The 23,193-nt window shown below is 67.6% G+C and carries 21 protein-coding genes and 3 pseudogenes; 14 read left to right on the top strand and 10 right to left on the bottom strand.

Annotated features, from left to right (window positions below; translation table 11 throughout):
* Window positions 1-41: 41 nt before the first annotated feature.
* Window positions 42-233, bottom strand: coding sequence for a ferredoxin (locus tag ACEL92_RS03365; RefSeq protein ID WP_067280870.1), 192 nt, complete (start codon window positions 231-233; stop codon window positions 42-44).
* A 202-nt stretch (window positions 234-435) separates the two neighbouring features.
* Between ACEL92_RS03365 and ACEL92_RS03360 the strand changes: the two genes are divergently transcribed.
* The 5 genes from ACEL92_RS03360 (at window position 436) to ACEL92_RS03340 (ending at window position 5,414) form a co-directional block, all read left to right on the top strand.
* On the top strand, window positions 436-1,617 hold the full coding sequence (locus ACEL92_RS03360) for an acyl-CoA dehydrogenase (RefSeq protein ID WP_374024233.1): 1,182 nt from the start codon (window positions 436-438) through the stop codon (window positions 1,615-1,617).
* Between the two features lie 28 nt (window positions 1,618-1,645).
* Complete coding sequence (locus ACEL92_RS03355) at window positions 1,646-2,743, top strand: acyl-CoA dehydrogenase family protein (RefSeq protein WP_374024232.1); 1,098 nt, start codon at window positions 1,646-1,648, stop codon at window positions 2,741-2,743.
* Between the two features lie 94 nt (window positions 2,744-2,837).
* The gene (gene fadD17, locus ACEL92_RS03350) at window positions 2,838-4,385 is read left to right on the top strand and encodes a long-chain-fatty-acid--CoA ligase FadD17 (protein ID WP_374024231.1); all 1,548 of its coding nucleotides are present in this window, start codon (window positions 2,838-2,840) and stop codon (window positions 4,383-4,385) included.
* Window positions 4,369-4,590 (top strand): hypothetical protein, encoded by a 222-nt coding sequence (locus ACEL92_RS03345; protein ID WP_374024230.1) that lies wholly within the window; start codon window positions 4,369-4,371, stop codon window positions 4,588-4,590. The genes fadD17 and ACEL92_RS03345 overlap by 17 nt, the downstream gene beginning before the upstream one ends.
* 110 nt (window positions 4,591-4,700) lie before the next feature.
* Window positions 4,701-5,414 (top strand): hypothetical protein, encoded by a 714-nt coding sequence (locus ACEL92_RS03340; RefSeq protein ID WP_374024229.1) that lies wholly within the window; start codon window positions 4,701-4,703, stop codon window positions 5,412-5,414.
* On the opposite strand, the gene ACEL92_RS03335 is transcribed toward ACEL92_RS03340, so the two are convergent.
* The 4 genes from ACEL92_RS03335 to ACEL92_RS03320 are packed head-to-tail and all read right to left on the bottom strand — an operon-like array spanning window position 5,400 to window position 10,209.
* Window positions 5,400-6,950: an acetolactate synthase large subunit gene (locus ACEL92_RS03335; protein ID WP_374024228.1), complete on the bottom strand. Its 1,551-nt coding sequence runs from the start codon at window positions 6,948-6,950 to the stop codon at window positions 5,400-5,402. The genes ACEL92_RS03340 and ACEL92_RS03335 overlap by 15 nt on opposite strands.
* Entirely contained in the window at window positions 6,947-7,768 is an 822-nt protein-coding gene (locus tag ACEL92_RS03330; RefSeq protein WP_374024227.1) for an amidohydrolase family protein, read from the bottom strand. Before ACEL92_RS03330 ends, ACEL92_RS03335 begins: the two co-directional genes overlap by 4 nt.
* A 24-nt stretch (window positions 7,769-7,792) precedes the next feature.
* A complete protein-coding gene (locus ACEL92_RS03325) occupies window positions 7,793-8,560 on the bottom strand; it encodes a fructosamine kinase family protein (protein ID WP_374024226.1) in 768 nt (255 codons plus the stop codon).
* Entirely contained in the window at window positions 8,557-10,209 is a 1,653-nt protein-coding gene (locus tag ACEL92_RS03320) for an acyl-CoA synthetase (protein WP_374024225.1), read from the bottom strand. Before ACEL92_RS03320 ends, ACEL92_RS03325 begins: the two co-directional genes overlap by 4 nt.
* 34 nt (window positions 10,210-10,243) lie before the next feature.
* Here ACEL92_RS03320 and ACEL92_RS03315 point away from each other — a divergent pair, with 34 nt between their 5' ends.
* Together ACEL92_RS03315 and ACEL92_RS03310 are read left to right on the top strand one after the other, a co-directional pair.
* Complete coding sequence (locus ACEL92_RS03315; protein ID WP_374024224.1) at window positions 10,244-11,086, top strand: crotonase/enoyl-CoA hydratase family protein; 843 nt, start codon at window positions 10,244-10,246, stop codon at window positions 11,084-11,086.
* A 105-nt stretch (window positions 11,087-11,191) separates the two neighbouring features.
* Window positions 11,192-12,055, top strand: coding sequence for a hypothetical protein (locus ACEL92_RS03310; protein WP_374024223.1), 864 nt, complete (start codon window positions 11,192-11,194; stop codon window positions 12,053-12,055).
* 52 nt (window positions 12,056-12,107) lie between these two features.
* On the opposite strand, the gene ACEL92_RS03305 is transcribed toward ACEL92_RS03310, so the two are convergent.
* The 3 genes from ACEL92_RS03305 to ACEL92_RS03295 all read right to left on the bottom strand — a co-directional run bounded on the left by ACEL92_RS03305 (window position 12,108) and on the right by ACEL92_RS03295 (window position 15,187).
* The gene (locus ACEL92_RS03305; RefSeq protein WP_374024222.1) at window positions 12,108-13,301 is read right to left on the bottom strand and encodes a cytochrome P450; all 1,194 of its coding nucleotides are present in this window, start codon (window positions 13,299-13,301) and stop codon (window positions 12,108-12,110) included.
* Window positions 13,298-14,014, bottom strand: coding sequence for an acetoacetate decarboxylase family protein (locus ACEL92_RS03300; RefSeq protein ID WP_374024221.1), 717 nt, complete (start codon window positions 14,012-14,014; stop codon window positions 13,298-13,300). Before ACEL92_RS03300 ends, ACEL92_RS03305 begins: the two co-directional genes overlap by 4 nt.
* Before the next feature lie 141 nt (window positions 14,015-14,155).
* Window positions 14,156-15,187, bottom strand: coding sequence for an LLM class F420-dependent oxidoreductase (locus tag ACEL92_RS03295; RefSeq protein ID WP_374024220.1), 1,032 nt, complete (start codon window positions 15,185-15,187; stop codon window positions 14,156-14,158).
* A gap of 67 nt (window positions 15,188-15,254) precedes the next feature.
* Between ACEL92_RS03295 and ACEL92_RS03290 the strand changes: the two genes are divergently transcribed.
* From ACEL92_RS03290 to ACEL92_RS03275, 4 genes and pseudogenes are all read left to right on the top strand, one after another.
* Entirely contained in the window at window positions 15,255-16,262 is a 1,008-nt protein-coding gene (locus ACEL92_RS03290) for a Zn-ribbon domain-containing OB-fold protein (RefSeq protein ID WP_374024219.1), read from the top strand.
* 16 nt (window positions 16,263-16,278) lie between these two features.
* Complete coding sequence (locus ACEL92_RS03285) at window positions 16,279-17,343, top strand: thiolase domain-containing protein (RefSeq protein WP_374024218.1); 1,065 nt, start codon at window positions 16,279-16,281, stop codon at window positions 17,341-17,343.
* Window positions 17,343-18,545, top strand: a complete 1,203-nt coding sequence (locus tag ACEL92_RS03280) for a thiolase domain-containing protein (RefSeq protein ID WP_374024217.1) — start codon at window positions 17,343-17,345, stop codon at window positions 18,543-18,545. Before ACEL92_RS03285 ends, ACEL92_RS03280 begins: the two co-directional genes overlap by 1 nt.
* Window positions 18,542-18,950, top strand: a pseudogene (locus ACEL92_RS03275) (nuclear transport factor 2 family protein). The gene ACEL92_RS03280 and the pseudogene ACEL92_RS03275 overlap by 4 nt, the downstream one beginning before the upstream one ends.
* On the opposite strand, the gene ACEL92_RS03270 reads toward ACEL92_RS03275, so the two are convergent.
* The gene (locus ACEL92_RS03270; RefSeq protein ID WP_374024215.1) at window positions 18,947-19,471 is read right to left on the bottom strand and encodes a gamma carbonic anhydrase family protein; all 525 of its coding nucleotides are present in this window, start codon (window positions 19,469-19,471) and stop codon (window positions 18,947-18,949) included. The pseudogene ACEL92_RS03275 and the gene ACEL92_RS03270 sit on opposite strands and share 4 nt — an antisense overlap.
* Before the next feature lie 127 nt (window positions 19,472-19,598).
* On the opposite strand from ACEL92_RS03270, the pseudogene ACEL92_RS03265 reads away from it, so the two are divergent.
* A pseudogene (locus ACEL92_RS03265) lies at window positions 19,599-20,072 on the top strand (Rieske 2Fe-2S domain-containing protein); the annotation flags it as partial.
* On the opposite strand, the pseudogene ACEL92_RS03260 reads toward ACEL92_RS03265, so the two are convergent.
* Window positions 20,073-21,298: pseudogene (locus tag ACEL92_RS03260) on the bottom strand (acyl-CoA synthetase); the annotation flags it as partial.
* 34 nt (window positions 21,299-21,332) lie between these two features.
* Between ACEL92_RS03260 and ACEL92_RS03255 the strand changes: the two are divergent.
* Both ACEL92_RS03255 and ACEL92_RS03250 read left to right on the top strand, forming a co-directional pair.
* Window positions 21,333-22,175, top strand: coding sequence for a crotonase/enoyl-CoA hydratase family protein (locus tag ACEL92_RS03255; protein ID WP_374024224.1), 843 nt, complete (start codon window positions 21,333-21,335; stop codon window positions 22,173-22,175).
* A 105-nt stretch (window positions 22,176-22,280) separates the two neighbouring features.
* On the top strand, window positions 22,281-23,144 hold the full coding sequence (locus ACEL92_RS03250; RefSeq protein WP_374024223.1) for a hypothetical protein: 864 nt from the start codon (window positions 22,281-22,283) through the stop codon (window positions 23,142-23,144).
* Window positions 23,145-23,193: the final 49 nt, after the last annotated feature.

Here is a 23,193-nt window from a genome sequence, read left to right as displayed (position 1 = left end):
TATGAATACCTCTAGTTTCTCAGGCCGCAGTGGGGCTCGAATTAGTCGCCGCGCAACAGCGCGGCCCGCGGGCATTCGGCGATCGCCTGCTCGGCCAGCTGCTCTTGATCGGCGGGGATCGGGTCCAGCTTCACGACGGCATAGTCCTCGTCGTCCAGGTCGAAGATATCCGGCGCGATTCCCAAGCACACAGCGTTACCTTCACACCGGTCGTGGTCGACGATCACCCGCACAGCACCCTCCTTGCACCTGGCCTTCACACGAGGACATGGCCCCATCAGTATGTAGGACCACCATAGGGCCCGGATACCGCTAGGGAAACGGTCGCTGGAATCTCAGACTAGAACGTGTTACAACCGGGGAGACGAACGGGTAGTGGTCGGCCGAGTAACGTCGGCTAATCGAGGCGAATCACGTTAACAAAGGACGGCTGGGATGCGCATCAGTTACACCCCTGAACAGGAGGAGCTGCGTCGCGAATTGCGGTCGTACTTCACCAGGCTCATGACGCCGGAGCGCCGCGAGGCGCTGACCTCCTCGGGCGGCGGCGAGGTCGGGACCGGCACCGCGTACCGCGACACCGTCGCGCAGATGGGCAAGGACGGCTGGCTGACGCTGAACTGGCCCAAGGAGTACGGCGGCCAGGACCGCTCCCCGATGGATTCGCTGATTTTCACCGATGAGGCCGCGATCGCCGGCGTGCCCGTGCCGTTCCTGACCATCAACAGCGTCGCGCCGACGATCATGGCGTTCGGCACCGAAGAACAGAAGAAGTTCTTCCTGCCCAGGATCGCCGCGGGCGAATTGCACTTCTCCATCGGCTACTCGGAGCCGGGCGCCGGCACCGACCTCGCCAATCTGCGCACCACCGCCGTCCGCGACGGCGACGACTATGTGATCAACGGCCAGAAGATGTGGACCAGCCTGATCGCGTACGCCGACTGGGTGTGGCTCGCGGTGCGCACCAACCCCGAGGCAAAGAAACACCGCGGCATCTCGATGCTGACCGTGCCGACGACGGCCGAAGGTTTCTCGTGGACGCCGGTGCACACCATGGCGGGTGTGGACACCAGCGCCACCTATTACTCCGACGTGCGGGTCCCGGTGACCAACCTGATCGGTGAGGAGAACGGCGGGTGGAAGCTGGTCACCAACCAGCTCAACCACGAACGCGTCGCCCTGGTATCGGCGCAACCGATCTTCCTCGCGCTGCAAGAGGTTCGCGAGTGGGCGCAGAACACCAAGGATTCCAGCGGCGCCCGGCTGATCGATTCGGAGTGGGTGCAGATCAACCTGGCCCGGGTGCACGCCAAGGCCGAGGTGCTCAAGCTGATCAACTGGGAGTTGGCGTCGTCGGACGGCGAATCGCTCAACCCGGCGGACGCGTCGGCGGCCAAGGTGTACGGCACCGAGTTGGCCACCGAGGCCTACCGGCTGCTGATGGAGGTGCTGGGGACGGCGGCCACGGTTCGCCAGAATTCGCCGGGGGCGCTGCTGCGCGGCCGGGTCGAGCGGATGCACCGCGCGTGCCTGATCCTGACCTTCGGCGGCGGCACCAACGAAGTGCAGCGCGACATCATCGGCATGGTCGCGCTGGGACTGCCCCGTAACCGCTGAGCCCCACTTCCCTGAAGGACGAACAACGATGGACTTTTCGACAACCGAAGCGGCCACCGATCTCGGCGGACTGGTCGACACGATCGTGGACTCGGTATGCACACCGGAACACCACCGTGAACTCGACAAGCTCGACCAACGGTTCGACCGTGCGCTGTGGGGCAAACTCGTCGACGCCGGCATCCTGACCAGCGCCTCGGCCACCTCAGTGGGCGGCGACGGATTCGGGGTGCTCGAGCAGGTCGCCATCCTGGTGGCGCTGGGTCACCAGTTGGCGGCCGTGCCGTACCTGGAATCGGTGATGCTGGGCGCCGGAGCCTTGGCGCGGTTCGGCACCGAAGAGCTGCAACAGGATTGGGGTGCACCCGCGGTCAGCGGCGAGAAGATCCTCACCGTCGCGCTCCTCGGCGAGATGGGTGAGGGACCGGTGCAGGCCACCCGCGCCGGTGACGGCTACCGCCTCACCGGCACCCGCACCCAGGTCGGGTTCGGACCGGTGGCCGACGCCGTCCTCGTCCCGGCCGAGACTGATTCCGGCACCGCCGTTTTCCTGGTCGCCGCCGGCGATCCCGGCGTCTCGGTGACCGCGCTGGAGACGACGGGCCTGGGCAGTGTCGGACACCTGGCGCTGGACGGCACGCAGGTGGACGGCGCCCGGCTGGTCGGCGGCGCCGAGGTCGTCGTCTGGCTCGACACCCTCGCGGCGTTGGGCCGCAGCGCTTTCCAGCTGGGCGTGCTCGAACGCGGGTTGCAGCTCACCGCCGAATACGCCAGGGAGCGGGAGCAATTCGACCGCCCGATCGGCAGCTTCCAGGCGGTGTCGCAGCGGCTGGCCGACGGCTACATCGACATCAAGGGCTTGCGGCTCACCCTCACTCAGGCGGCCTGGCGCGTCTCCGAGGATGTTCCCGCCGAGATCGACGTGGCCAGCGCCGCGTTCTGGGCCGCCGACGCCGGACACCGGGTGGCGCACACTATCGTGCACGTGCACGGCGGCGTCGGCGTCGACACCGATCACCCGGTGCACCGCTACTTCCTGGCGGCCAAGGAGGCCGAGTTCGCGCTGGGGGGCGCCACCGGCCAGCTGCGCCGGATCGGCCGCGAGCTGGCGGAAACCCCCGCCTGACCGCCCGGGCGACGATGCAGTCCGTGCAAGGGACTGAGGTGGGGGCATCCCCCGCCGCGAAGCGGGGAGGGGGCGGGCCGGCGCATTGACCTTCGTGCTTCCTCCCGACCCGACGGTCACCAAGCTGCTGGCGCCGCTGGCAGAGATCGACGACCGGGGCGTCTACTTCGAAGACACGTACACCACCTGGCGGGATCACCTGCGTCACGGCGCCGCCATCGCGGCCGCGCTGCGGGACCGTCTCGACCCCGCGAAGCCGCCGCACGTGGGCGTGCTGTTGGAGAACACCCCGTTCTTCTCGGCGATGCTGACGGCGGCCGGCATGTCGGGGATCGTGCCGGTGGGGCTCAACCCGGTGCGCCGCGGCGACGCGCTGGCCCGCGACATCGCGCACGCCGACTGCCAGGTGGTGCTGGCCGACTCCGGTTCGGCTGCCGCACTGGGCGACCTCGACCACGTGAACGTGGACTCCGCCGAGTGGGCCGACGAAGTGGCCGCACATCGCGACGCCGAACCGCACTTCCAATCGGCAACGGCCACGGACCTATTCATGCTGATCTTCACCTCGGGCACCAGCGGCGAACCCAAGGCGGTGAAGTGCAGCCACGGCAAGGTCGCGATCGCGGGCGTGACGATGAGCCAGCGATTCGACCTCGGCCGTGACGACGTCTGTTACGTGTCGATGCCGCTGTTTCATTCCAACGCGGTCTTGGTCGGCTGGGCGGTGGCGGCCGCGTGCCAGGGCTCACTGGCGTTGCGACGCAAGTTCTCGGCCTCCAACTTCCTCGTCGACGTCCGCCGTTTCGGCGCCACCTACGCCAACTATGTCGGCAAGCCCCTGTCCTACGTGCTGGCCACGCCCGAGCAGCCCGACGATGCGGACAACCCGCTGCGAGCGGTGTACGGCAACGAGGGCGTGCCCCGCGACGTCGAACGCTTCGCGCGCCGGTTCGGGTGCGTCGTGCAGGACGGATTCGGCTCCACCGAAGGTGGTGTGGCGATCGCGCGCACCCCGGACACCCCGGATGGTGCGTTGGGCCCGCTTCCCGAGGGCGTCGACATCGTCGACCCCGATACCGGTGAACCCTGCCCCGTGGGCGTGGTCGGCGAGCTGGTCAACACCGCCGGCGCGGGCCGGTTCGAGGGCTACTACAAAGACGAGGCCGCCGAGGCCGAGCGGATGGCGGGCGGCGTCTACCACACCGGCGACCTCGCCTACCGCGACGACGCCGGCTATGCGTACTTCGCTGGGCGGCTGGGCGACTGGATGCGCGTCGACGGTGAAAACCTCGGCGCCGCTCCGATCGAGCGGGTGCTGCTGCGGCACCCCGACGTGACGGAGGTGGCCGTGTACGCGGTGCCCGACCCGGTGGTCGGGGACCAAGTGATGGCCGCGCTGGTGCTGACGCCCGGGGCCGAGTTCGACGCCGAGAAGTTCCGCGCCTTCCTCGCCGAGCAGCCCGACTTGGGACCCAAACAGTGGCCGTCCTACGTCCGGGTCAGCGCGGAACTCCCGCGCACGGTCACCTTCAAGGTGCTCAAGCGCCAGCTGGCGGCGCAGGGCGTCGACTGCGACGATCCTGTAGTGCGGATCCAGCCGCTAACGGGAAGGGGAACGTCGGCTCATGCCGAAAATTCGTGACTTGATCGCCGGGTCGGCCCTCCTCGCGTCGCTCGGCGGCGCGGCGCTCGGTTTCGGCGCCGGCTGCGCCGCCGGCGATCCGGTGCCACCGCCCCCTCCCCTGCCGCCTCCGCCGCCGCTGGTGTTGGAGCAGCCGGAGCGTTCCACCTGGGAACCGCCGCCGCAGGAACCGGGACTTCCGCTGCCGCCGCTGCCGCCGGGCTAGCGACGCGCCGTCCCCCGCGGCGCGCTGTGCGATGGGACCGTCGACGATAATGCTTGACGGCACAGACAGGTCGGGATCGAAGGAGACGCGATGGTTGGTCCGATCAGCGCATGACTTCCCGGCCCCTGGAGACCGCGCTCGAAGCGAGCTTCGATCAGTTGTCCGCCGCGGTGCCAGCGGAGGTGGGCATCGCGATCGCCCGGCAGGACCGCACCTATTCGCTGGGGCGATGGTGGTCGGGTGTCGCGTGGTCGACGATCAAGGTGCCGTTGGCGATTGCGGCGCTGCGCTGCGATTGGTTGCTCGCGAAGGACCTGGCCGTCAAGGCCATCACCGAGTCCGACAATCACGCGTCGGAGCGATTGTGGTCCGGTTTGGGCGATCCCGAGGAAGCGGCGCGCCGCGTGCAGGGCGTGATCGCCGAGGGTGGTGACACCGCCACGGTCGTGGAATCGCGTCGGCTCCGGCACGGCTATACCGCGTTCGGTCAGACGCAATGGACCCTGCAGCGGCAAGCGCGCTTCGCGGCGGAGTTGCCGTCAATACCCGATTCGTCCGATGTCATCAACCTGATGCAGCGCCTCAGCAGCGGTCATCGCTGGGGATTGGCCGCCAAAGGCTTTGCGGCCAAGGGCGGTTGGGGGCCGGGAATGCACGGCGACTATCTGGTGCGGCAATTCGGGATCGTGCCCACGCCGTCGGGGCAGTGGGGCGTGGCCCTGGCCGCCAGGGTTCATGACGGGGTGCTGGAGACGGGCGTCGATGTCCTCAACGCGATGTCGGAGTGGGTCCTCAGCCGACTTCCGGGGTTAGCCCGTTATTGATGGCACCACGGCGTCGATCAGGTGCGGCCCGGGTTCGCTCAGAGCGTGCCGCAGCGCGTCGGTAAGTTCCTCGGCGGTCGTGACGCGGCGGGCCGGCACGCCCATCCCTTCGCTGATCTTGACGAAATCCATGGTGGGCCGGGACAAGTCGAGTAGGTCGAGCGCCTTGGGCCCGGGAGCCGATCCGGCTCCCACCCGCGCCAACTCGATCCGCAAGATGTCGTAAGCGCTGTTGTCGTAGATCACGGTGGTCACGTCGAGGTTTTCCCGCGCCTGAGTCCACAACCCGGAGATCGTGTACATCGCGGACCCGTCGGATTCCAGGCAGAGCACCGGTCGACCGGGGGCGGCGACCGCGGCGCCCACGGCGGCCGGGATGCCGTAGCCGATCGCGCCGCCGGTCAACGTCAGCCAATCATGGGCCGGCGCCCCCGCGGTGGCCTGGGCGAGCAGCACGCCGGAGGTGTTCGACTCGTCGACGACGATCGCGTCCTCCGGCAGCAGCGCCCCGATCACGTCGGCCGCCGATGCGGACGTCAGGGCACCCGTCGGCAGCGGGGGCCGCGCCGCAACGGCAACGGGCGCAACGGTGTCGGGCGCGAGCTCGTCGGCCACCGCGCCGAGCGCCTCGGCGGCACCGCTGTGCCCGGCGAGCAGATGCACCTCACAGCCGGCCGGGACGAGGTCACTGGGCATACCCGGGTAGGCGAAGAAGGACACCGGCGACTTGGCGCCCGCCAGCACCAGATGCTTGGCGCCGTCCAGCTGGGCGGCGGCCGCCTCCGCGAAATAGGCCAACCGCTCGACCGCGGGAACGCCAGCGCCGCGCTCCAGCCGCGTCGGGAACGTCTCGCACAACAGCCGCGCGCCGGTCGCCTGCGCGATCCGGGCTGCGGCGGCAAGGCCCGGCCCGCGAGTGGCGTCGCCGCCGATCATGACGACCGTCGGCTCCCCCGACCGCAGCACCTCGATCACCTCGAACGCCAACCGCGGCTCTGCCCCCGCCGGCTCCGCGGGTGTCGTCGCGACGGGTTGCGCCCCGTCCGACCATGACGTGTCGGCGGGCAGGATCAGCGTCGAAATCAGCGAGCCCGCGCGGCTCGCGGCGATCGCCTCCGCGGCGTCGGAGGCGACGTTCGCGGTGCGTTCGGTGCGGCGCACCCACCCCGAGACGGTTCCGGCGAGCGCGTCGATGTCGGATTCCAGTGGGGCGTCGTACTTTTTGTGGTACGTGGCGTGGTCGCCGACGACCACCACCATCGGCACCTGAGCGCGGCGGGCGTTGTGCAGGTTGGCCAGGCCGTTACCCAAGCCGGGGCCCAGATGCAGCAGCACCGCCGCCGGCCGGCCGGCGATCCGGGCGTAGCCGTCGGCCGCCCCGGTGGCGACGCCCTCGAACAGGGCCAGCACGCCACGCATTTGCGGGACGGTGTCCATTGCTGCCACAAAGTGCATCTCGGAGGTGCCCGGGTTGGCGAAGCACACGTCGACGCCACCGTCGACCAGGGTGTTGATCAGGGCCTGGGCACCGTTCACCTGTTCGCCTCCAATTTGAAAACGCGCTCGGCGTTGCCGTGCAAGAAGTCTCGGCCCTCGTCGGCCAGGTCGAGGTCGGCCAGCCCAGCCAGGGCGTGCGCGTGGGTCATCATCGGATAGTTACTACCGAACAGGACTTTGCGTTGTCCGGTACCGGTTTTCATGAACCGGATCAGCTCGTCCGGAAGCCGCTTGATCGTGTACGCCGACGTGTCGATGTAGACGTTCTCGTGTTTGCGGGCGACCGCGACCATCTCCTCGGTCCACGGATAGCCGACGTGCCCGCAGACGATCACCAGCTCGGGGAAGTCGAGTGCGACCTGGTCGATATAGGGAATGGGGCGGCCGGTCTCCGAGGGCCGCAGCGGACCGGTATGGCCCACCTGGGTGCAAAACGGCACCCCCAGCTCCACACATTCGGCGAACAGCGGATAGTACCGGCGATCGGTGGGCGGCGCGTTCCACAACCACGGCACCACCCGCAAGCCCAGGAAGCCGTCCCGAACGCGTCGGCGCAGTTCGCGCACCGCTTCCATCGGTCGGTCGAGGTCTACCGCGGCCAGGCCGCCAAACCGCTTCGGGTGCAGGTTGATCCACGCGGCGACCTCGTCGTTGGAGATCAGGTCCTGCCCACCGGGGCCGCGCCACGCGCTGAGCAGCCCGAAGCGGACGCCGGCGGCGTCCATTGTCGCGATACTCGCCTCGATCGGGACGTCGGAGTCCGGTATGGAGTCGCCGGTCCAGCGCCGCAGGGATGCCAGCATGTCGCTGCGCAGGAACCGCGCAGTGGGATGCTGCATCCACACATCGACCGTCATCGCGATCAACAGTAGACGCCGTGGCTACAGGGCCAACGCGGCGCGGGCGCAGGCGTGCGTCCGCTGGGCGTGCCCGCCGCCGAACAGCACGACGTGCGCCAGCAGGGGGAACAGCTGGTGCAGCCCGATGCGGTTGCGCCAGCCGGCCCGCAGGGGCCGCACCTGCTGGTAGGCGTCGACGATGGTGTCGTAGTGCGGGCAGCCGAACAGCGCGAGCATCGCCAGGTCGCTCTCGCGGTGGCCGGCGTGCGCGGCCGGGTCGATCAGCACCACCCCGTCGGGCGTCCACATCACGTTGCCGCCCCACAGGTCGCCGTGCAGCCGGGCGGGCCCGTCGTCGTCGTCGAAGTCGCCGGCGCGGCACCGCTGGATGACGGAGTCGACCGCGCCGCGGGTGGCGGCGTCGAGCCGTGCCGCCGCCCGTTCGGCCATCGGCGCCAGCCGCTCCTCGGCGTAGAACTCGCCCCAGTGCTCGCGCGGGCGTAGCGACATCGGCAGCGGCTGGGAAAGCGGGCCGAAGAACCCGGGTCCATCCCATCCTTGCGGCCCAGCGCCAAAGGCGGGGGCGCCGGCATCGTGCGTGACGGCCAACCGGCCACCGAACGCCCGCGCCGCATCGGGCGTCGGCGTCACCGAATCAAGCCTGCGCAGGACCAGGCTCGTCGCGTCGACGGAGACCACGTGGGCACACGGCACGCCGCCGTCGACGCCGGCCAGCCAGCGCAGCCCGGCGGCTTCCCACCCGAAGTAGCCGCTGGGAGCGGCGGGGTGTTGCTTGACGAAGTGGGTCAAGCGGTTACGTGCGCGGCGTGCACGTCGTCGGCGGGCCGCGCCTCCGTTTGCTCCTTGGCCCAGCGGTAGTCGGGTTTGCCGGCCGGCGAGCGCTTGACCTCGTCGACCAGCCAAAGGCTGCGCGGCACTTTGTATCCCGCGATCTCGGAGCGCACGAAGCGGTCCAGTTCGGCGAGCGTCGGCCGGGTACCGGGCCGTGCCTGCACGACGGCGGCCACGTGCTGCCCGTACCGGGGATCGGGCACGCCGACCACCAGGGCGTCGAAGACGTCGGGGTGGCCCTTGAGCGCCGCCTCGACCTCCTCGGGGTAGATCTTTTCGCCGCCGCTGTTGATCGAGACGGAGCCGCGGCCCAGCATCGTGACGGTGCCGTCCTCCTCCACGAGCGCCCAGTCGCCCGGGATCGCGTAGCGGACGCCGTTGATGGTCTTGAACGTCTCGGCAGTCTTCTTCTCGTCCTTGTAGTAGCCGACCGGGATGTTGCCCTTCTTGGCGATGAACCCGCGCACGCCCGAGCCCGGCTTGACCTCGTTGCCGTCCTCGTCGAGCACGACCGTGCGGTGGTCGATGGTCACGCGGGGGCCGCCGCTGTGCGGGGCGTCTTTCGCGACGATGCTGGTGCCGCCGAATCCGGTCTCCGAGGAGCCGATGGAGTCGGTGATGACCCGGTTGGGCAACAACTCGAGGAGCTTCTCCTTGATGCTCGGCGAGAACAGGGCCGCCGTGCTGGCGAGCAGGAACAGCGACGACAGGTCGTATTGGTTCCCCTGCTCCTGGTGCGCGAGCAGCGCGTCGAGCAGGGGCCGTGCCATCGCGTCGCCGGTGAAGAACAGCAGGTTGACCTTGTGCTCGTGGATCGTGCGCCAAACCTCGTCGGCGTTGAATTCCGGTGCGAGCACGGTAGTTTGACCCGAGAAGATCGACATCCAGGTGGCCGACTGGGTGGCGCCGTGGATCATCGGCGGGATCGGGTAGCGGACCATCGGCGGGTTGGCGGCCGCGGCCTTGGCCAGGTCGTACTCGTCTTCGACGAATTGGCCTGTGGCGAAGTCGGTTCCGCCGAACAGCACCCGGTAGATGTCTTCGTGGCGCCACATCACGCCCTTGGGGAATCCGGTGGTGCCGCCGGTGTAGAGCAAGTAGATGTCGTCGGCGCTGCGCTCGCCGAAGTCGCGCTCGGGTGAACCCTGCGCGATCGCCGAGTAGAACTCGACCCCGCCGTAGCGCTGGTAGTCGTTGTCGAAGCCGTCCTCGATGACCAGGATCGTCTTGACGTTGGGCGTGTCCGGCAGCACGTTCGCCACCCGGTCGGAGTACTGGCGCTCGTGCACCAGGGCGACCATGTCGGAGTTGTCGAACAGGTAGCGAAGCTCGCCCTCGACGTAGCGGTAGTTGACGTTGACCAGGATGGCGCCCGCCTTGACGATGCCGAGCATCGCGATGACGATCTCGATGCGGTTGCGGCAGTACAGCCCGACCTTGTCGTCCTTTTTCACCCCCTGGTCGATCAGGTAGTGGGCGAGGCGGTTGGCCTTCTCCTCCAGTTGCGCGTACGTGAGCTTCTCGTCACCGCAGATCAGGGCGACACGGTCCGGCACAGCGTCGATGGCGTGCTCTGCGAGATCGGCAATATTCAGGGCCACGGCCACCAAATTAGAACGTGTTACATTTCCTGACAAGTTCATGCTCATTCTCGAGGGAGAGGCGGTAGCCGTGGCTGAGGCTCCAGCAAACGAGGAAACCGGGCACGACGCGCTGGTGGAACAGCGCGGTCACACCCTGATCGTCACGTTGAACCGGCCGCACGCCCGCAACGCCCTGAGCACCGAAATGATGGAAATCATGGTGCAGGCCTGGGACCGCGTCGACAACGATCCCGACATCCGGTGCTGCATCCTGACCGGGGCCGGTGGCTACTTCTGCGCCGGCATGGACCTCAAGGCGGCAACCAAGAAGCCGCCGGGTGAGTCGTTCAAGGACGGCAGCTACGACCCGTCGCGAATCGACGCTTTGCTGAAGGGTCGCCGGCTGACCAAGCCGCTCATCGCGGCCGTCGAGGGCCCCGCGATCGCCGGCGGCACCGAGATCCTGCAGGGCACCGACATCCGCATCGCCGGCGAGAGCGCCAAGTTCGGCATCTCGGAGGCCAAGTGGAGCCTGTACCCGATGGGCGGGTCGGCCGTGCGGCTGGTGCGGCAGATTCCCTACACGGTCGCGTGTGACCTGCTGCTGACCGGCCGGCACATCACCGCCGCCGAGGCCAAGGAGATGGGCCTGATCGGGCATGTGGTACCCGACGGGCAGGCGCTGTCCAAGGCGCTCGAGGTCGCCGAAATCATTGAGAACAACGGCCCGCTCGCCGTGCAGGCGATCCTGCGGGCGATCCGCGAGACCGAGGGCATGCACGAGAACGAGGCCTTCAAGATCGACACCCAGATCGGCATCAAGGTCTTCCTGTCCGACGACGCCAAGGAAGGTCCCCGGGCGTTCGCCGAGAAGCGCAAGCCCAACTTCCAGAACCGCTGAGGATTCCATTCCGCCGAACGTGCACTCCTTGCGAGTTTCCGGCGGATTTCTCGCGCTGAGTGCACGCTCGACGTGGCTGTCGGATGTCGACGGCACACTCCTGCCATGCAGGTGCCGTTCATTGGCAGCGAGGCCGTCGCGGCCGGCCGTTTGACGCCGTACGCGCTGCGCAGCCGCTTCTCCGCCATCCACCCCGACGTGTACGTCGCCTCGGGGGCAGAACTCACCGCTCGATCCCGCGCCCATGCCGCGTGGCTGTGGTCGCGGCGCCGCGGCATCGTCGCCGGGCAGTCGGCGTCGGCGTTGCATGGCGCCAGCTGGGTCGAAGATCGTGCACCGGCCGAATTGCTGTACGACTACCGACGTCCGCCGAGCGGCATCCGTACGTGGTCAGATCGGGTTGCCGACGACGAGATCCAGCTGATCGGCGGGATACCGGCAACCAACCCGGCACGCACCGCCTTCGACCTGGCCTGCCGCTACCCGGTGGGCGAAGCGGTAGCGGCCATCGACGCGCTGGCGCGCGCAACGGGGCTCGAGGTGGCCGAAGCCCGACTGCTGGCGCAACGCTATGGAGGCCATCGCAACATCCGGCGGGCGCGGCGCGCGTTAGCCCTCGTCGACGCCGGCGCTGAATCGCCTCGGGAGACGTGGCTGCGGCTCCTGCTCATCGACGCCGGCTATCCGCGACCGCGAACGCAGATCCCGGTTTATGGCCACTACGGAGAGCTTGTCGCCGTCCTCGACATGGGGTGGGAGGACGTGAAAATCGCGCTCGAGTACGAAGGGGATCACCATCGGACCGATCGCGGGCAATTCCGCAGGGATATCGCTCGCTTCGAAGCACTGCCAGATCTGGGGTGGATAACCATCCGGGTCACGTCCGGAGACACTCAGGGCGGCATCCTGGGACGCGTCGCCGCAGCCTGGGCCCGCCGAACGTGTACTCAGCGCGAAAAACCCGCCTGATTTTCGCGGTGAGTGCACGCTCGGCGAGTGGGCGCGCGAGGGCGCCTATCGCCTACCCCAGCGGTGCGCTCGGCGTGAACGCCACCGGCATCTTCTCCAGGCCGGAGACGAAGTTGGCCGGCCGCAACGGCAGATCGGCGTCCGACGCCAGCCGCATGTCCGGCAGACGTTGTAGCAGCCGGGTCTGCATGATGGACAGCTCCAGCCGGGCGAGCTGGTTTCCGAGGCAGAAGTGCGTCCCGAAACCGAAGGCCAGGTGGTTGTTCGGGTAGCGCTCGATGTTGAAGGTTTCCGGGTCGTCGAAGACCTTCTCGTCGAAGTTCGCCGACTCGAACAGCAAGATCATCTTCTCGCCCTTGCGCAACTGAGCGCCGTGGAACTCGGTGTCGGCGGTGATGGTGCGCGCCATGTTCTTCACCGGGGCCGTCCAGCGCAGCATCTCCTCGATCGCGTTGGGCAGCAGGCTCAGATCGGCCGCCAGGCGCCGGTGCTGATCGGGATGAAGCAGCAGCTGCCGCGTTCCGCCGGACAGCGTGTGGCGCGTGGTCTCGTCGCCGCCGATCAACAGGAGCAGCACCTCGGTGACGATCTGGTGGTCCTCGAGCCGCGAGCCCTCGACCTCCGCGTGCACCAGGACGCTGACCAGGTCGTCGGTCGGCTCGGTCTTGCGGGCCTCGATCATGCCCATCATGTATTGGCTGTATGCGGCGAAGGCGTCCATGGTGAGCTGGAACTGCGCGGGATCAGCGGTGCTGCTCAAGAAGCTGACCAGGTCGTCGGACCACTTGAGGAACATCTTGCGCTCTTCGGGACGCACCCCGAGCATGTCGCCGATCACCGCCATCGGCAGGGGCGCCGCGAGATCCCAGACGAAGTCACACTCACCGCGTTCGCACACCGCGTCGATCAGCGTGTCACACAGCGAAACGATCTTGGTCTCAAGGTCTTTCACACGCTTGCGGGTGAATCCGGAGTTGACGAGCTTGCGGCGCAACAGATGTTGCGGATCGTCCATCTCGATCATCATCTCGACGCCGTCTTGATCGGGGCGGATGCCGCCGGCGTTCGAGAACAGCTCGGGGTTGCGTTCGGCCTCGATCACCGCCTGATACGTGGAGGCGGCGGCCAACCCGTTGCGGTCCCGGAAGACTGGCTCGTGCTCACGCATCCAGCGGTAAATGGACCGCGAATCGCCGGCGTAGAAGGCGCCGTCGGTCAGATCCACATCGGGCCTGGTCATCGTCATGAGATCTCCTGGGCATCACCGAAGGACATTTGCACGTGCTCGACAGAGCTGGAAACTAACGCGCGCTTCGGAAGGCCGAGCGACGCAAGTTCTTTCGAATACGGGTGATCGCCGAGCCGGACGCTCACCCCGCCGAACCGGGTGCGCACGCCGTCCAGCGTGTGTTCAAAGGCGGTTTCCCGGGTGATTCCGTCGCGGTGCGAGTAGGTGCGTTGCGACTGCTGGCGCGGGGTCAATCGGAAGGGCAGGCCGCGGCGAAACTCCATGCCGATCACCGATTGCCCGTCGATGGTGAGATCGAACCCGAACCGACGCCCGTCCCGGACGGTGAAGTCGGCCATCACCTTGGGATAACCCCAGATCTTGGTCCCCGCCTCCAAGGTGAACGCCTGGTCGACGGGGAGATGGTGGATGAACGCGCCGGCCGACTGCAGGGCGCGGAGTCCACTCGCCTTCTCACCGGGGGGATTCACCATCACGCTGGTGCCGAACTCGTGATACTGGCCCAGGTCGCCGTCGATGTAGTGCATCAGCATCAGGACCACGATGGCGCGGCCGGGAAGGTAGCGGCAGACCTGCAGGCCGCTGTAGTCGATCATCTGCTGCGCCGCATCCGCGTCGACGGAGAACATCGCCATGTGCTGATTCGCGTTGCGGATCTTCACCGGCATGGTGAGCACCGTGCCCGCGATGGTGTGCTCCGATGCTGTCATCCGGTGTCCTGTCCTCGTGGCGACCCACCGCGCTTGCGATCGCCACCGGTCTCCTGTCCTCGTGGCGACCCGCCGCGCCCGGCTTTGCCGCGCTTGCGATCGCCACATTAGAACGCGTTCTATTCGTTGGGCAATACCGCGTCAGATCAGCGTGGCGAGCTCCCTGATCTGCGCCTCATTGCGTCCATTGACCACCATCATGGTGACGCCGGCGGCTTCCCAGACCTTGACCTGCTCACGCACGTAGTTGATGTCGCCGACGATCGCGGCGTCGTCGATCACCTCGTCGGGGATGATCTCGGCGGCCTTGTCTTTCTGGTTGCTGCGGAACAGCCTGGTGACGTCGTCGACCACCTCGGCGTAGCCCATCCGTCGATAGACGTCGGCGTGGAAATTGGTGTCTTCGGCGCCCATCCCGCCCATGTAGAGGGCGATGTAGGGCTTCATGGCTGCGAAAGCCGAGGCGCGGTCGTCGGTGATGACGATGTTGGCGGTCGCGCAGATTTCGAAGTCCTCGCGGCTGCGCCGCGCCCCGGGCCGCGCGAACCCCTCGTCGAGCCATTCGTTGTAGGTGTCCGCCATCCGCGGCGTGTAGAAGATCGGCAGCCAACCGTCGCAGATCTCGGCGGCCAGCGCCACGTTCTTCGGCCCCTCGGCGCCCAACATGATCGGGATGTCGGGGCGCAGCGGGTGGGTGATGGGCTTGAGCGGCTTGCCCAGGCCGGTCGTCTGCTCGCCCGTCAGCGGCAGGGGGTAGTGCGGTCCGTCGCTGGTGACCGGCTTCTCGCGGGCCCACACCTGCCTCATGATGTCGACGTACTCACGGGTGCGGGCCAGCGGCTTGGGGAACGGCCGGCCGTACCAGCCCTCGACCACCTGCGGACCGGATACGCCGAGGCCGATGATGTGCCGGCCCCCGGACAGATGGTCGAGGGTCAGTGCTGCCATCGCGGTCGCCGTCGGTGTGCGCGCGGACAGCTGAATCACCGAGGTGCCCAGCCGCAAGCGGTGCGTCGACGAGCCGAGCCAGGCCAGCGGTGTGTAGGCGTCCGAGCCCCACGCCTCGGCGGTGAAGACGGCGTCGAATCCGCTTTCCTCGGCGGCGGCGACGAGCTGCGCGTGGTTCTCCGGCGGCTGAGCGCCCCAATACCCGAGCTGTAATCCCAGCTTCATCGTCACTCAAACCTTTCCTAGGAACCCGATGTTGAAACCGTTCTTAGAACCTGTTCTACTCGATGGCGTGACAGCCAGTTCGAGCAGCCCGACCTTGACGGATCCCACTGAGCCGCCGCTCTCCGCGCCGCTGACGTTGTCTTTCGACTACACCCGTTCAGTCGGCCCCACGCTGAGCAAGTTCTTCACCGCACTGCGTGAGCGCCACCTGCTGGGGGTGCGCGGATCCGATGGCCGAGTACACGTGCCGCCGGCGGAATATGACCCGGTTACCTACGAGCCGCTCGGCGAGATGGTACCGGTCTCCAGCGTCGGCACCGTCGTTTCCTGGACGTGGCAACCGGATCCGGTAGAGGGTCAGCCGCTGGACCGTCCGTTCGCCTGGGCGCTGATCAAGCTCGACGGCGCCGACACCCCACTGATGCACGCGGTGGATGCGGGCGAGCCCAAGGCCATCAAAACCGGCTCCCGGGTACACGTGCACTGGGCGGACGAGCCGGTGGGCGCGATCACCGACATCGCCTACTTCGAGCTCGGTGAGGAAGCCGAACCGGTGTCCGAACACCCGGCGGGAGAACAGGATCCGGTGACGATGATCGTCACGCCGATCTCGCTGACGATTCAGCACACCGCCTCCCACGAGGAGAGCGCCTACCTGCGCGCCATCGCCCAGGGCAAGCTGCTGGGCGCGCGCACCAGGAGTGCAGACGGGCAAGAAGGAAAGGTCTACTTCCCGCCGCACGGCGCGGACCCGGCCACCGGCCAACCCACCACCGAATTCGTCGAGCTGCCCGACAAGGGCACGGTCACGACGTTCGCGATCATCAACATTCCGTTCCAGGGACAGCGCATCAAACCGCCCTACGTGGCGGCCTACGTACTGCTCGACGGCGCCGACATTCCCTTCCTGCATCTGGTCGCCGACGTCGACGCGCACGAGGTGCGGATGGGTATGCGCGTCGAGGCGGTGTGGAAACCCCGCGAGGAGTGGGGCTTTGGCATCGACAACATCGAGTACTTCCGGCCGACAGGGGAACCCGACGCCGACTACGACACCTACAAGCACCACCTGTAAAGGGCACACCTACCACATGAGCGCTCGCAACGTTGCGGTCGTCGGCTTCGCCCACGCCCCACACGTACGCCGCACCGACGGCACCACCAACGGCGTCGAAATGTTGATGCCGTGCTTCGCCCAGCTCTACTCCGACCTCGGCATCACGAAGGCCGACATCGGCTTCTGGTGCTCGGGATCGTCCGATTACCTTGCCGGACGGGCATTTTCGTTCATCTCGGCGATCGACTCGATCGGCGCCGTGCCGCCGATCAACGAATCGCACGTCGAGATGGACGCGGCCTGGGCGCTGTACGAGGCCTACATCAAGATCCTGACCGGCGAGGTCGACACCGCGCTGGTGTACGGGTTCGGCAAGTCCTCGGCCGGAATCCTGCGCCAGATCCTGTCGCGGCAGACCGATCCCTACACGGTCGCGCCGCTGTGGCCGGACTCGATCTCGATGGCCGGGCTGCAAGCCCGCATGGGGCTCGACAGCGGCAAGTGGACCGAAGAGCAAATGGCGCGCGTCGCGTTCGACTCCTTCGCCAACGCGCGCCGGGTCGACAAAGTCGAGGGGTCGATCAGCGTGGCCGAACTGCTGGAGCGGCCATTCTTCGCCGAACCTTTGCGGCGCCACGACATCGCGCCCATCACCGACGGTGCCGCCGCCATCGTGCTTGCGGCCGACGACCGCGCGCGCGAGCTGCGCGAAAACCCCGCCTGGATCACGGGAATCGAGCACCGCATCGAAACCCCGGCCCTGGGCGCGCGCGACCTCACCGAGTCCCCGTCGACCAAGGCGGCGGCCCAGGTGGCCACGGGCGGCCGGACCGATAACTTGGACGTCGCGGAGATCTGCGCGCCGTTCACCCATCAGCACCTGATCCTCGAGCAAGCCATCCGGATACCGGGGCCCACCAAGGTCAACCCCTCCGGTGGGGCGCTGGCCGCCAACCCCATGTTCGTCGCCGGCCTCGAGCGAATCGGCTTTGCCGCACAACACATCTGGAACGGATCGGCCAAGCGGGTGCTCGCGCACGCCACCAGCGGGCCCGCGTTGCAACAGAACCTGGTCGCGGTCATGGAAGGAAAGAACTGATGGCCGGAGCGGGAGCATACCTGGCCGCGGTACTGGGCACCGGGCAGACCAAGTACGTGGCCAAGCGCAAGGACGTTTCGATGAACGGCCTGGTGCGCGAGGCGATCGACCGCGCGCTGGAAGACTCCGGTTCGACGTTCGACGACATCGACGCCGTCGTCGTCGGTAAGGCGCCCGATTTCTTCGAGGGCGTCATGATGCCCGAGCTGTTCATGGCCGACGCCGTGGGCGCCACCGGCAAGCCGCTGATCCGGGTGCACACCGCGGGTTCGGTCGGTGGGTCCACCGCGGTCGTCGCCGCGAGTCTGGTGCAGTCCGGAAAGTACCGCCGCGTGCTGGCGATGGCCTGGGAGAAGCAATCGGAATCAAACGCCATGTGGGCGTTGTCGATTCCGGTCCCGTTCATCAAGCCCGTCGGCGCCGGCGCGGGCGGCTATTTCGCCCCCCACGTGCGGTCCTACATCCGCCGGTCCGGAGCACCGTTGAACATCGGCGCGATAGTTGCCGTCAAGGACCGGCTCAACGGAGCCCGGAACCCGCTGGCGCACCTGCATCAGCCCGACATCACCGTCGAGAAGGTGATGGAGTCGCCCATGTTGTGGGACCCGATCCGCTACGACGAAACCTGCCCGTCGTCGGACGGTGCCGCCGCGGTGGTGATCGGCAACGAGGAGGCCGCCGAAGCCCGTCTGGCACAGGGACAACCGGTGGCGTGGATCCACGCGACTGCGCTGCGCACCGAGCCGCTGCAGTTCTCGGGACGCGACCAGGTCAGCCCCCAGGCCGGGCGTGACGCCGCCGCGGCGCTGTGGAAGGCGGCCGGCATCACGAGCCCGATCGACGAGATCGACGCCGCGGAGATCTACGTGCCGTTCTCGTGGTTCGAGCCGATGTGGTTGGAAAACCTCGGCTTTGCGCCCGAAGGCGAGGGCTGGAAGCTCACCGAAGCCGGCGAGACGGCGATCGGGGGGCGGCTTCCGGTCAACCCGTCGGGTGGCGTGTTGTCGTCGAACCCGATCGGCGCCTCCGGCCTGATCCGGTTCGCCGAGGCGGCGATCCAGGTGATGGGCAAGGGCGGGGATCACCAAGTGCCCAACGCGCGTAGGGCGTTGGGGCACGCCTACGGCGGCGGCTCGCAGTACTACTCCATGTGGGTGGTCGGCTCTGAAAAGCCGGTCGGGCCGGCGAAGGTGGGCGGGTGAGCGACAACCCGGCCCACGAGGCCGGCCGGCGCTCGCGCGAGGCGGTCATCGCCAGGGACAAAGAAGCGTGGCTGGCGGTCTTCGCCGACGACGCCATTGTCGAGGATCCGATCGGGCCGTCGGCCTTCGACCCCGAAGGCAAGGGCCACCGGGGGGCGCGACGCGATCTCGGCCTTCTGGGACAAGGCCATCGCGCCCACCGCCAAAATCGAGTTCGTCTTCCGCGACACCTACCAATGCGGCAACGAGGAAGCCAACGTCGGCCACATCTTGATCACCCATGGCGACTACCAGGTGACCGCGGAGGGCGTCTTTACGTACAAGGCGAACGACGAGGGCAAGATGACCGCCCTGCGCGCCTATTGGGAGATGGACCGCGCGGCCGCGTCGGCCCGCAAAGTCTAGAGCGGCTCGAGCCCGGCCAAATGCCGCTGAGCCAGTTCGCGGTAGGCCTGCGGATTCGCCTTGACCCACATCTCCGCGCCCGTCCCGGCGACCGGCCCCTTGATCTGCGCCGGCGCACCGACCGCCAGCATGCCCGCCGGAATCTGGGTCCCTGCCGTCACCAGCGAGTGGGCCGCAATCAGGCTGCGCGCACCGATGACCGCGCCGTCGAGCACGGTGGCGTGGTTGGCGATCAGGGCCTCGGACCCCACGTGCGCCCCGTGGATGCAGCACATGTGCGCCACGGTGGCGCCGGGCCCGATGTCTACCGGGATGCCGGGCGGCGCGTGCAGCACCGACCCGTCCTGCACGTTCGCGCCCTCACGCACCACGATCGGTCCGTAGTCGCCGCGCAGCACGGTGTTGAACCACACCGATGCACCGGCCTCGATGACGACGTCGCCGATCAGGGTGGCGGTCGGGGCCACAAACGCGGTGGGATCTACCCGCGGCGCCCGACCCTCGAAAGCAAACAGCGGCATCGTCTAGATATACCCCGAGCGGGCATTGGCCGCGCATTTCCCGTGGCCAGACTCGCTGTCGTTGCGCGCCGCCACCGCAAAACTGTAACGTGTTCTAGTTAGAGGGCCAGTGAGTTGGAGGTGACAGGTGACTACCGACGCCAAGGCGGTCGGCATCCGGGAGATCGATCCCGGTGCTTTGCCGACGAGGTACGCCCGGGGCTGGCATTGCCTGGGCGTCGCGAAGGACTTCCAGGACGGCAAGCCGCACCCGATCGAGGCGTTCGGCACCAAGCTGGTGGTCTTTGCCGACTCACAGGGCGACCTGAAGGTCCTGGACGGCTACTGCCGGCACATGGGTGGCGACCTTTCGGAGGGCACCATCAAGGGCGACGAGGTGGCCTGCCCGTTCCACGACTGGCGCTGGGGCGGTGACGGCCGCTGCAAGCTGGTGCCATACGCCAAGCGCACACCCAAGACGGCGCGCACCCGTTCGTGGACGACCGATGTGCGCGGCGGCCTGTTGTTCGTCTGGCACGACCACGAACAGAACCCGCCCGACCCCGCGGTCCGGATCCCCGAGATCCCGGAAGCCCACAGTGACGAGTGGACCGACTGGCGGTGTCTTGAACGTCTCGGCAGTCTTCTTCTCGTCCTTGTAGTAGCCGACCGGGATGTTGCCCTTCTTGGCGATGAACCCGCGCACGCCCGAGCCCGGCTTGACCTCGTTGCCGTCCTCGTCGAGCACGACCGTGCGGTGGTCGATGGTCACGCGGGGGGCCGCCGCTGTGCGGGGCGTCTTTCGCGACGATGCTGGTGCCGCCGAATCCGGTCTCCGAGGAGCCGATGGAGTCCGGTGATGACCCGGTTGGGCAACAACTCGAGGAGCTTCTCCTTGATGCTCGGCGAGAACAGGGCCGCCGTGCTGGCGAGCAGGAACAGCGACGACAGGTCGTATTGGTTCCCCTGCTCCTGGTGCGCGAGCAGCGCGTCGAGCAGGGGCCGTGCCATCGCGTCGCCGGTGAAGAACAGCAGGTTGACCTTGTGCTCGTGGATCGTGCGCCAAACCTCGTCGGCGTTGAATTCCGGTGCGAGCACGGTAGTTTGACCCGAGAAGATCGACATCCAGGTGGCCGACTGGGTGGCGCCGTGGATCATCGGCGGGATCGGGTAGCGGACCATCGGCGGGTTGGCGGCCGCGGCCTTGGCCAGGTCGTACTCGTCTTCGACGAATTGGCCTGTGGCGAAGTCGGTTCCGCCGAACAGCACCCGGTAGATGTCTTCGTGGCGCCACATCACGCCCTTGGGGAATCCGGTGGTGCCGCCGGTGTAGAGCAAGTAGATGTCGTCGGCGCTGCGCTCGCCGAAGTCGCGCTCGGGTGAACCCTGCGCGATCGCCGAGTAGAACTCGACCCCGCCGTAGCGCTGGTAGTCGTTGTCGAAGCCGTCCTCGATGACCAGGATCGTCTTGACGTTGGGCGTGTCCGGCAGCACGTTCGCCACCCGGTCGGAGTACTGGCGCTCGTGCACCAGGGCGACCATGTCGGAGTTGTCGAACAGGTAGCGAAGCTCGCCCTCGACGTAGCGGTAGTTGACGTTGACCAGGATGGCGCCCGCCTTGACGATGCCGAGCATCGCGATGACGATCTCGATGCGGTTGCGGCAGTACAGCCCGACCTTGTCGTCCTTTTTCACCCCCTGGTCGATCAGGTAGTGGGCGAGGCGGTTGGCCTTCTCCTCCAGTTGCGCGTACGTGAGCTTCTCGTCACCGCAGATCAGGGCGACACGGTCCGGCACAGCGTCGATGGCGTGCTCTGCGAGATCGGCAATATTCAGGGCCACGGCCACCAAATTAGAACGTGTTACATTTCCTGACAAGTTCATGCTCATTCTCGAGGGAGAGGCGGTAGCCGTGGCTGAGGCTCCAGCAAACGAGGAAACCGGGCACGACGCGCTGGTGGAACAGCGCGGTCACACCCTGATCGTCACGTTGAACCGGCCGCACGCCCGCAACGCCCTGAGCACCGAAATGATGGAAATCATGGTGCAGGCCTGGGACCGCGTCGACAACGATCCCGACATCCGGTGCTGCATCCTGACCGGGGCCGGTGGCTACTTCTGCGCCGGCATGGACCTCAAGGCGGCAACCAAGAAGCCGCCGGGTGAGTCGTTCAAGGACGGCAGCTACGACCCGTCGCGAATCGACGCTTTGCTGAAGGGTCGCCGGCTGACCAAGCCGCTCATCGCGGCCGTCGAGGGCCCCGCGATCGCCGGCGGCACCGAGATCCTGCAGGGCACCGACATCCGCATCGCCGGCGAGAGCGCCAAGTTCGGCATCTCGGAGGCCAAGTGGAGCCTGTACCCGATGGGCGGGTCGGCCGTGCGGCTGGTGCGGCAGATTCCCTACACGGTCGCGTGTGACCTGCTGCTGACCGGCCGGCACATCACCGCCGCCGAGGCCAAGGAGATGGGCCTGATCGGGCATGTGGTACCCGACGGGCAGGCGCTGTCCAAGGCGCTCGAGGTCGCCGAAATCATTGAGAACAACGGCCCGCTCGCCGTGCAGGCGATCCTGCGGGCGATCCGCGAGACCGAGGGCATGCACGAGAACGAGGCCTTCAAGATCGACACCCAGATCGGCATCAAGGTCTTCCTGTCCGACGACGCCAAGGAAGGTCCCCGGGCGTTCGCCGAGAAGCGCAAGCCCAACTTCCAGAACCGCTGAGGATTCCATTCCGCCGAACGTGCACTCCTTGCGAGTTTCCGGCGGATTTCTCGCGCTGAGTGCACGCTCGACGTGGCTGTCGGATGTCGACGGCACACTCCTGCCATGCAGGTGCCGTTCATTGGCAGCGAGGCCGTCGCGGCCGGCCGTTTGACGCCGTACGCGCTGCGCAGCCGCTTCTCCGCCATCCACCCCGACGTGTACGTCGCCTCGGGGGCAGAACTCACCGCTCGATCCCGCGCCCATGCCGCGTGGCTGTGGTCGCGGCGCCGCGGCATCGTCGCCGGGCAGTCGGCGTCGGCGTTGCATGGCGCCAGCTGGGTCGAAGATCGTGCACCGGCCGAATTGCTGTACGACTACCGACGTCCGCCGAGCGGCATCCGTACGTGGTCAGATCGGGTTGCCGACGACGAGATCCAGCTGATCGGCGGGATACCGGCAACCAACCCGGCACGCACCGCCTTCGACCTGGCCTGCCGCTACCCGGTGGGCGAAGCGGTAGCGGCCATCGACGCGCTGGCGCGCGCAACGGGGCTCGAGGTGGCCGAAGCCCGACTGCTGGCGCAACGCTATGGAGGCCATCGCAACATCCGGCGGGCGCGGCGCGCGTTAGCCCTCGTCGACGCCGGCGCTGAATCGCCTCGGGAGACGTGGCTGCGGCTCCTGCTCATCGACGCCGGCTATCCGCGACCGCGAACGCAGATCCCGGTTTATGGCCACTACGGAGAGCTTGTCGCCGTCCTCGACATGGGGTGGGAGGACGTGAAAATCGCGCTCGAGTACGAAGGGGATCACCATCGGACCGATCGCGGGCAATTCCGCAGGGATATCGCTCGCTTCGAAGCACTGCCAGATCTGGGGTGGATAACCATCCGGGTCACGTCCGGAGACACTCAGGGCGGCATCCTGGGACGCGTCGCCGCAGCCTGGGCCCGCCGAACGTGTACTCAGCGCGAAAAACCCGCCTGATTTTCGCGGTGAGTGCACGCTCGGCGAGTGGGCGCGCGAGGGCGCCTAT

This window comes from Mycobacterium hainanense, from assembly GCF_041890355.1.
GTDB lineage: Bacteria > Actinomycetota > Actinomycetes > Mycobacteriales > Mycobacteriaceae > Mycobacterium > Mycobacterium hainanense.
Note: the sequence above shows the minus strand (reverse complement) of the source record. Positions and strands in the feature narration are given on the sequence as shown.

What these genes read in the sequence shown, in the direction of transcription:
- ACEL92_RS03280 (WP_374024217.1), top strand. Translation starts at nt 17,343, where the DNA reads ATGGCCGGAGCGGGAGCATACCTGGCCGCGGTACTGGGCACCGGGCAG.
- ACEL92_RS03300 (WP_374024221.1), bottom strand. Translation starts at nt 14,014, where the DNA reads ATGACAGCATCGGAGCACACCATCGCGGGCACGGTGCTCACCATGCCG.
- ACEL92_RS03295 (WP_374024220.1), bottom strand. Translation starts at nt 15,187, where the DNA reads ATGAAGCTGGGATTACAGCTCGGGTATTGGGGCGCTCAGCCGCCGGAG.
- ACEL92_RS03360 (WP_374024233.1), top strand. Translation starts at nt 436, where the DNA reads ATGCGCATCAGTTACACCCCTGAACAGGAGGAGCTGCGTCGCGAATTG.
- ACEL92_RS03345 (WP_374024230.1), top strand. Translation starts at nt 4,369, where the DNA reads ATGCCGAAAATTCGTGACTTGATCGCCGGGTCGGCCCTCCTCGCGTCG.
- ACEL92_RS03340 (WP_374024229.1), top strand. Translation starts at nt 4,701, where the DNA reads ATGACTTCCCGGCCCCTGGAGACCGCGCTCGAAGCGAGCTTCGATCAG.
- ACEL92_RS03315 (WP_374024224.1), top strand. Translation starts at nt 10,244, where the DNA reads ATGCTCATTCTCGAGGGAGAGGCGGTAGCCGTGGCTGAGGCTCCAGCA.
- ACEL92_RS03310 (WP_374024223.1), top strand. Translation starts at nt 11,192, where the DNA reads ATGCAGGTGCCGTTCATTGGCAGCGAGGCCGTCGCGGCCGGCCGTTTG.
- ACEL92_RS03270 (WP_374024215.1), bottom strand. Translation starts at nt 19,471, where the DNA reads ATGCCGCTGTTTGCTTTCGAGGGTCGGGCGCCGCGGGTAGATCCCACC.
- ACEL92_RS03285 (WP_374024218.1), top strand. Translation starts at nt 16,279, where the DNA reads ATGAGCGCTCGCAACGTTGCGGTCGTCGGCTTCGCCCACGCCCCACAC.
- ACEL92_RS03250 (WP_374024223.1), top strand. Translation starts at nt 22,281, where the DNA reads ATGCAGGTGCCGTTCATTGGCAGCGAGGCCGTCGCGGCCGGCCGTTTG.
- ACEL92_RS03255 (WP_374024224.1), top strand. Translation starts at nt 21,333, where the DNA reads ATGCTCATTCTCGAGGGAGAGGCGGTAGCCGTGGCTGAGGCTCCAGCA.
- ACEL92_RS03330 (WP_374024227.1), bottom strand. Translation starts at nt 7,768, where the DNA reads ATGACGGTCGATGTGTGGATGCAGCATCCCACTGCGCGGTTCCTGCGC.
- ACEL92_RS03355 (WP_374024232.1), top strand. Translation starts at nt 1,646, where the DNA reads ATGGACTTTTCGACAACCGAAGCGGCCACCGATCTCGGCGGACTGGTC.
- ACEL92_RS03305 (WP_374024222.1), bottom strand. Translation starts at nt 13,301, where the DNA reads ATGACGATGACCAGGCCCGATGTGGATCTGACCGACGGCGCCTTCTAC.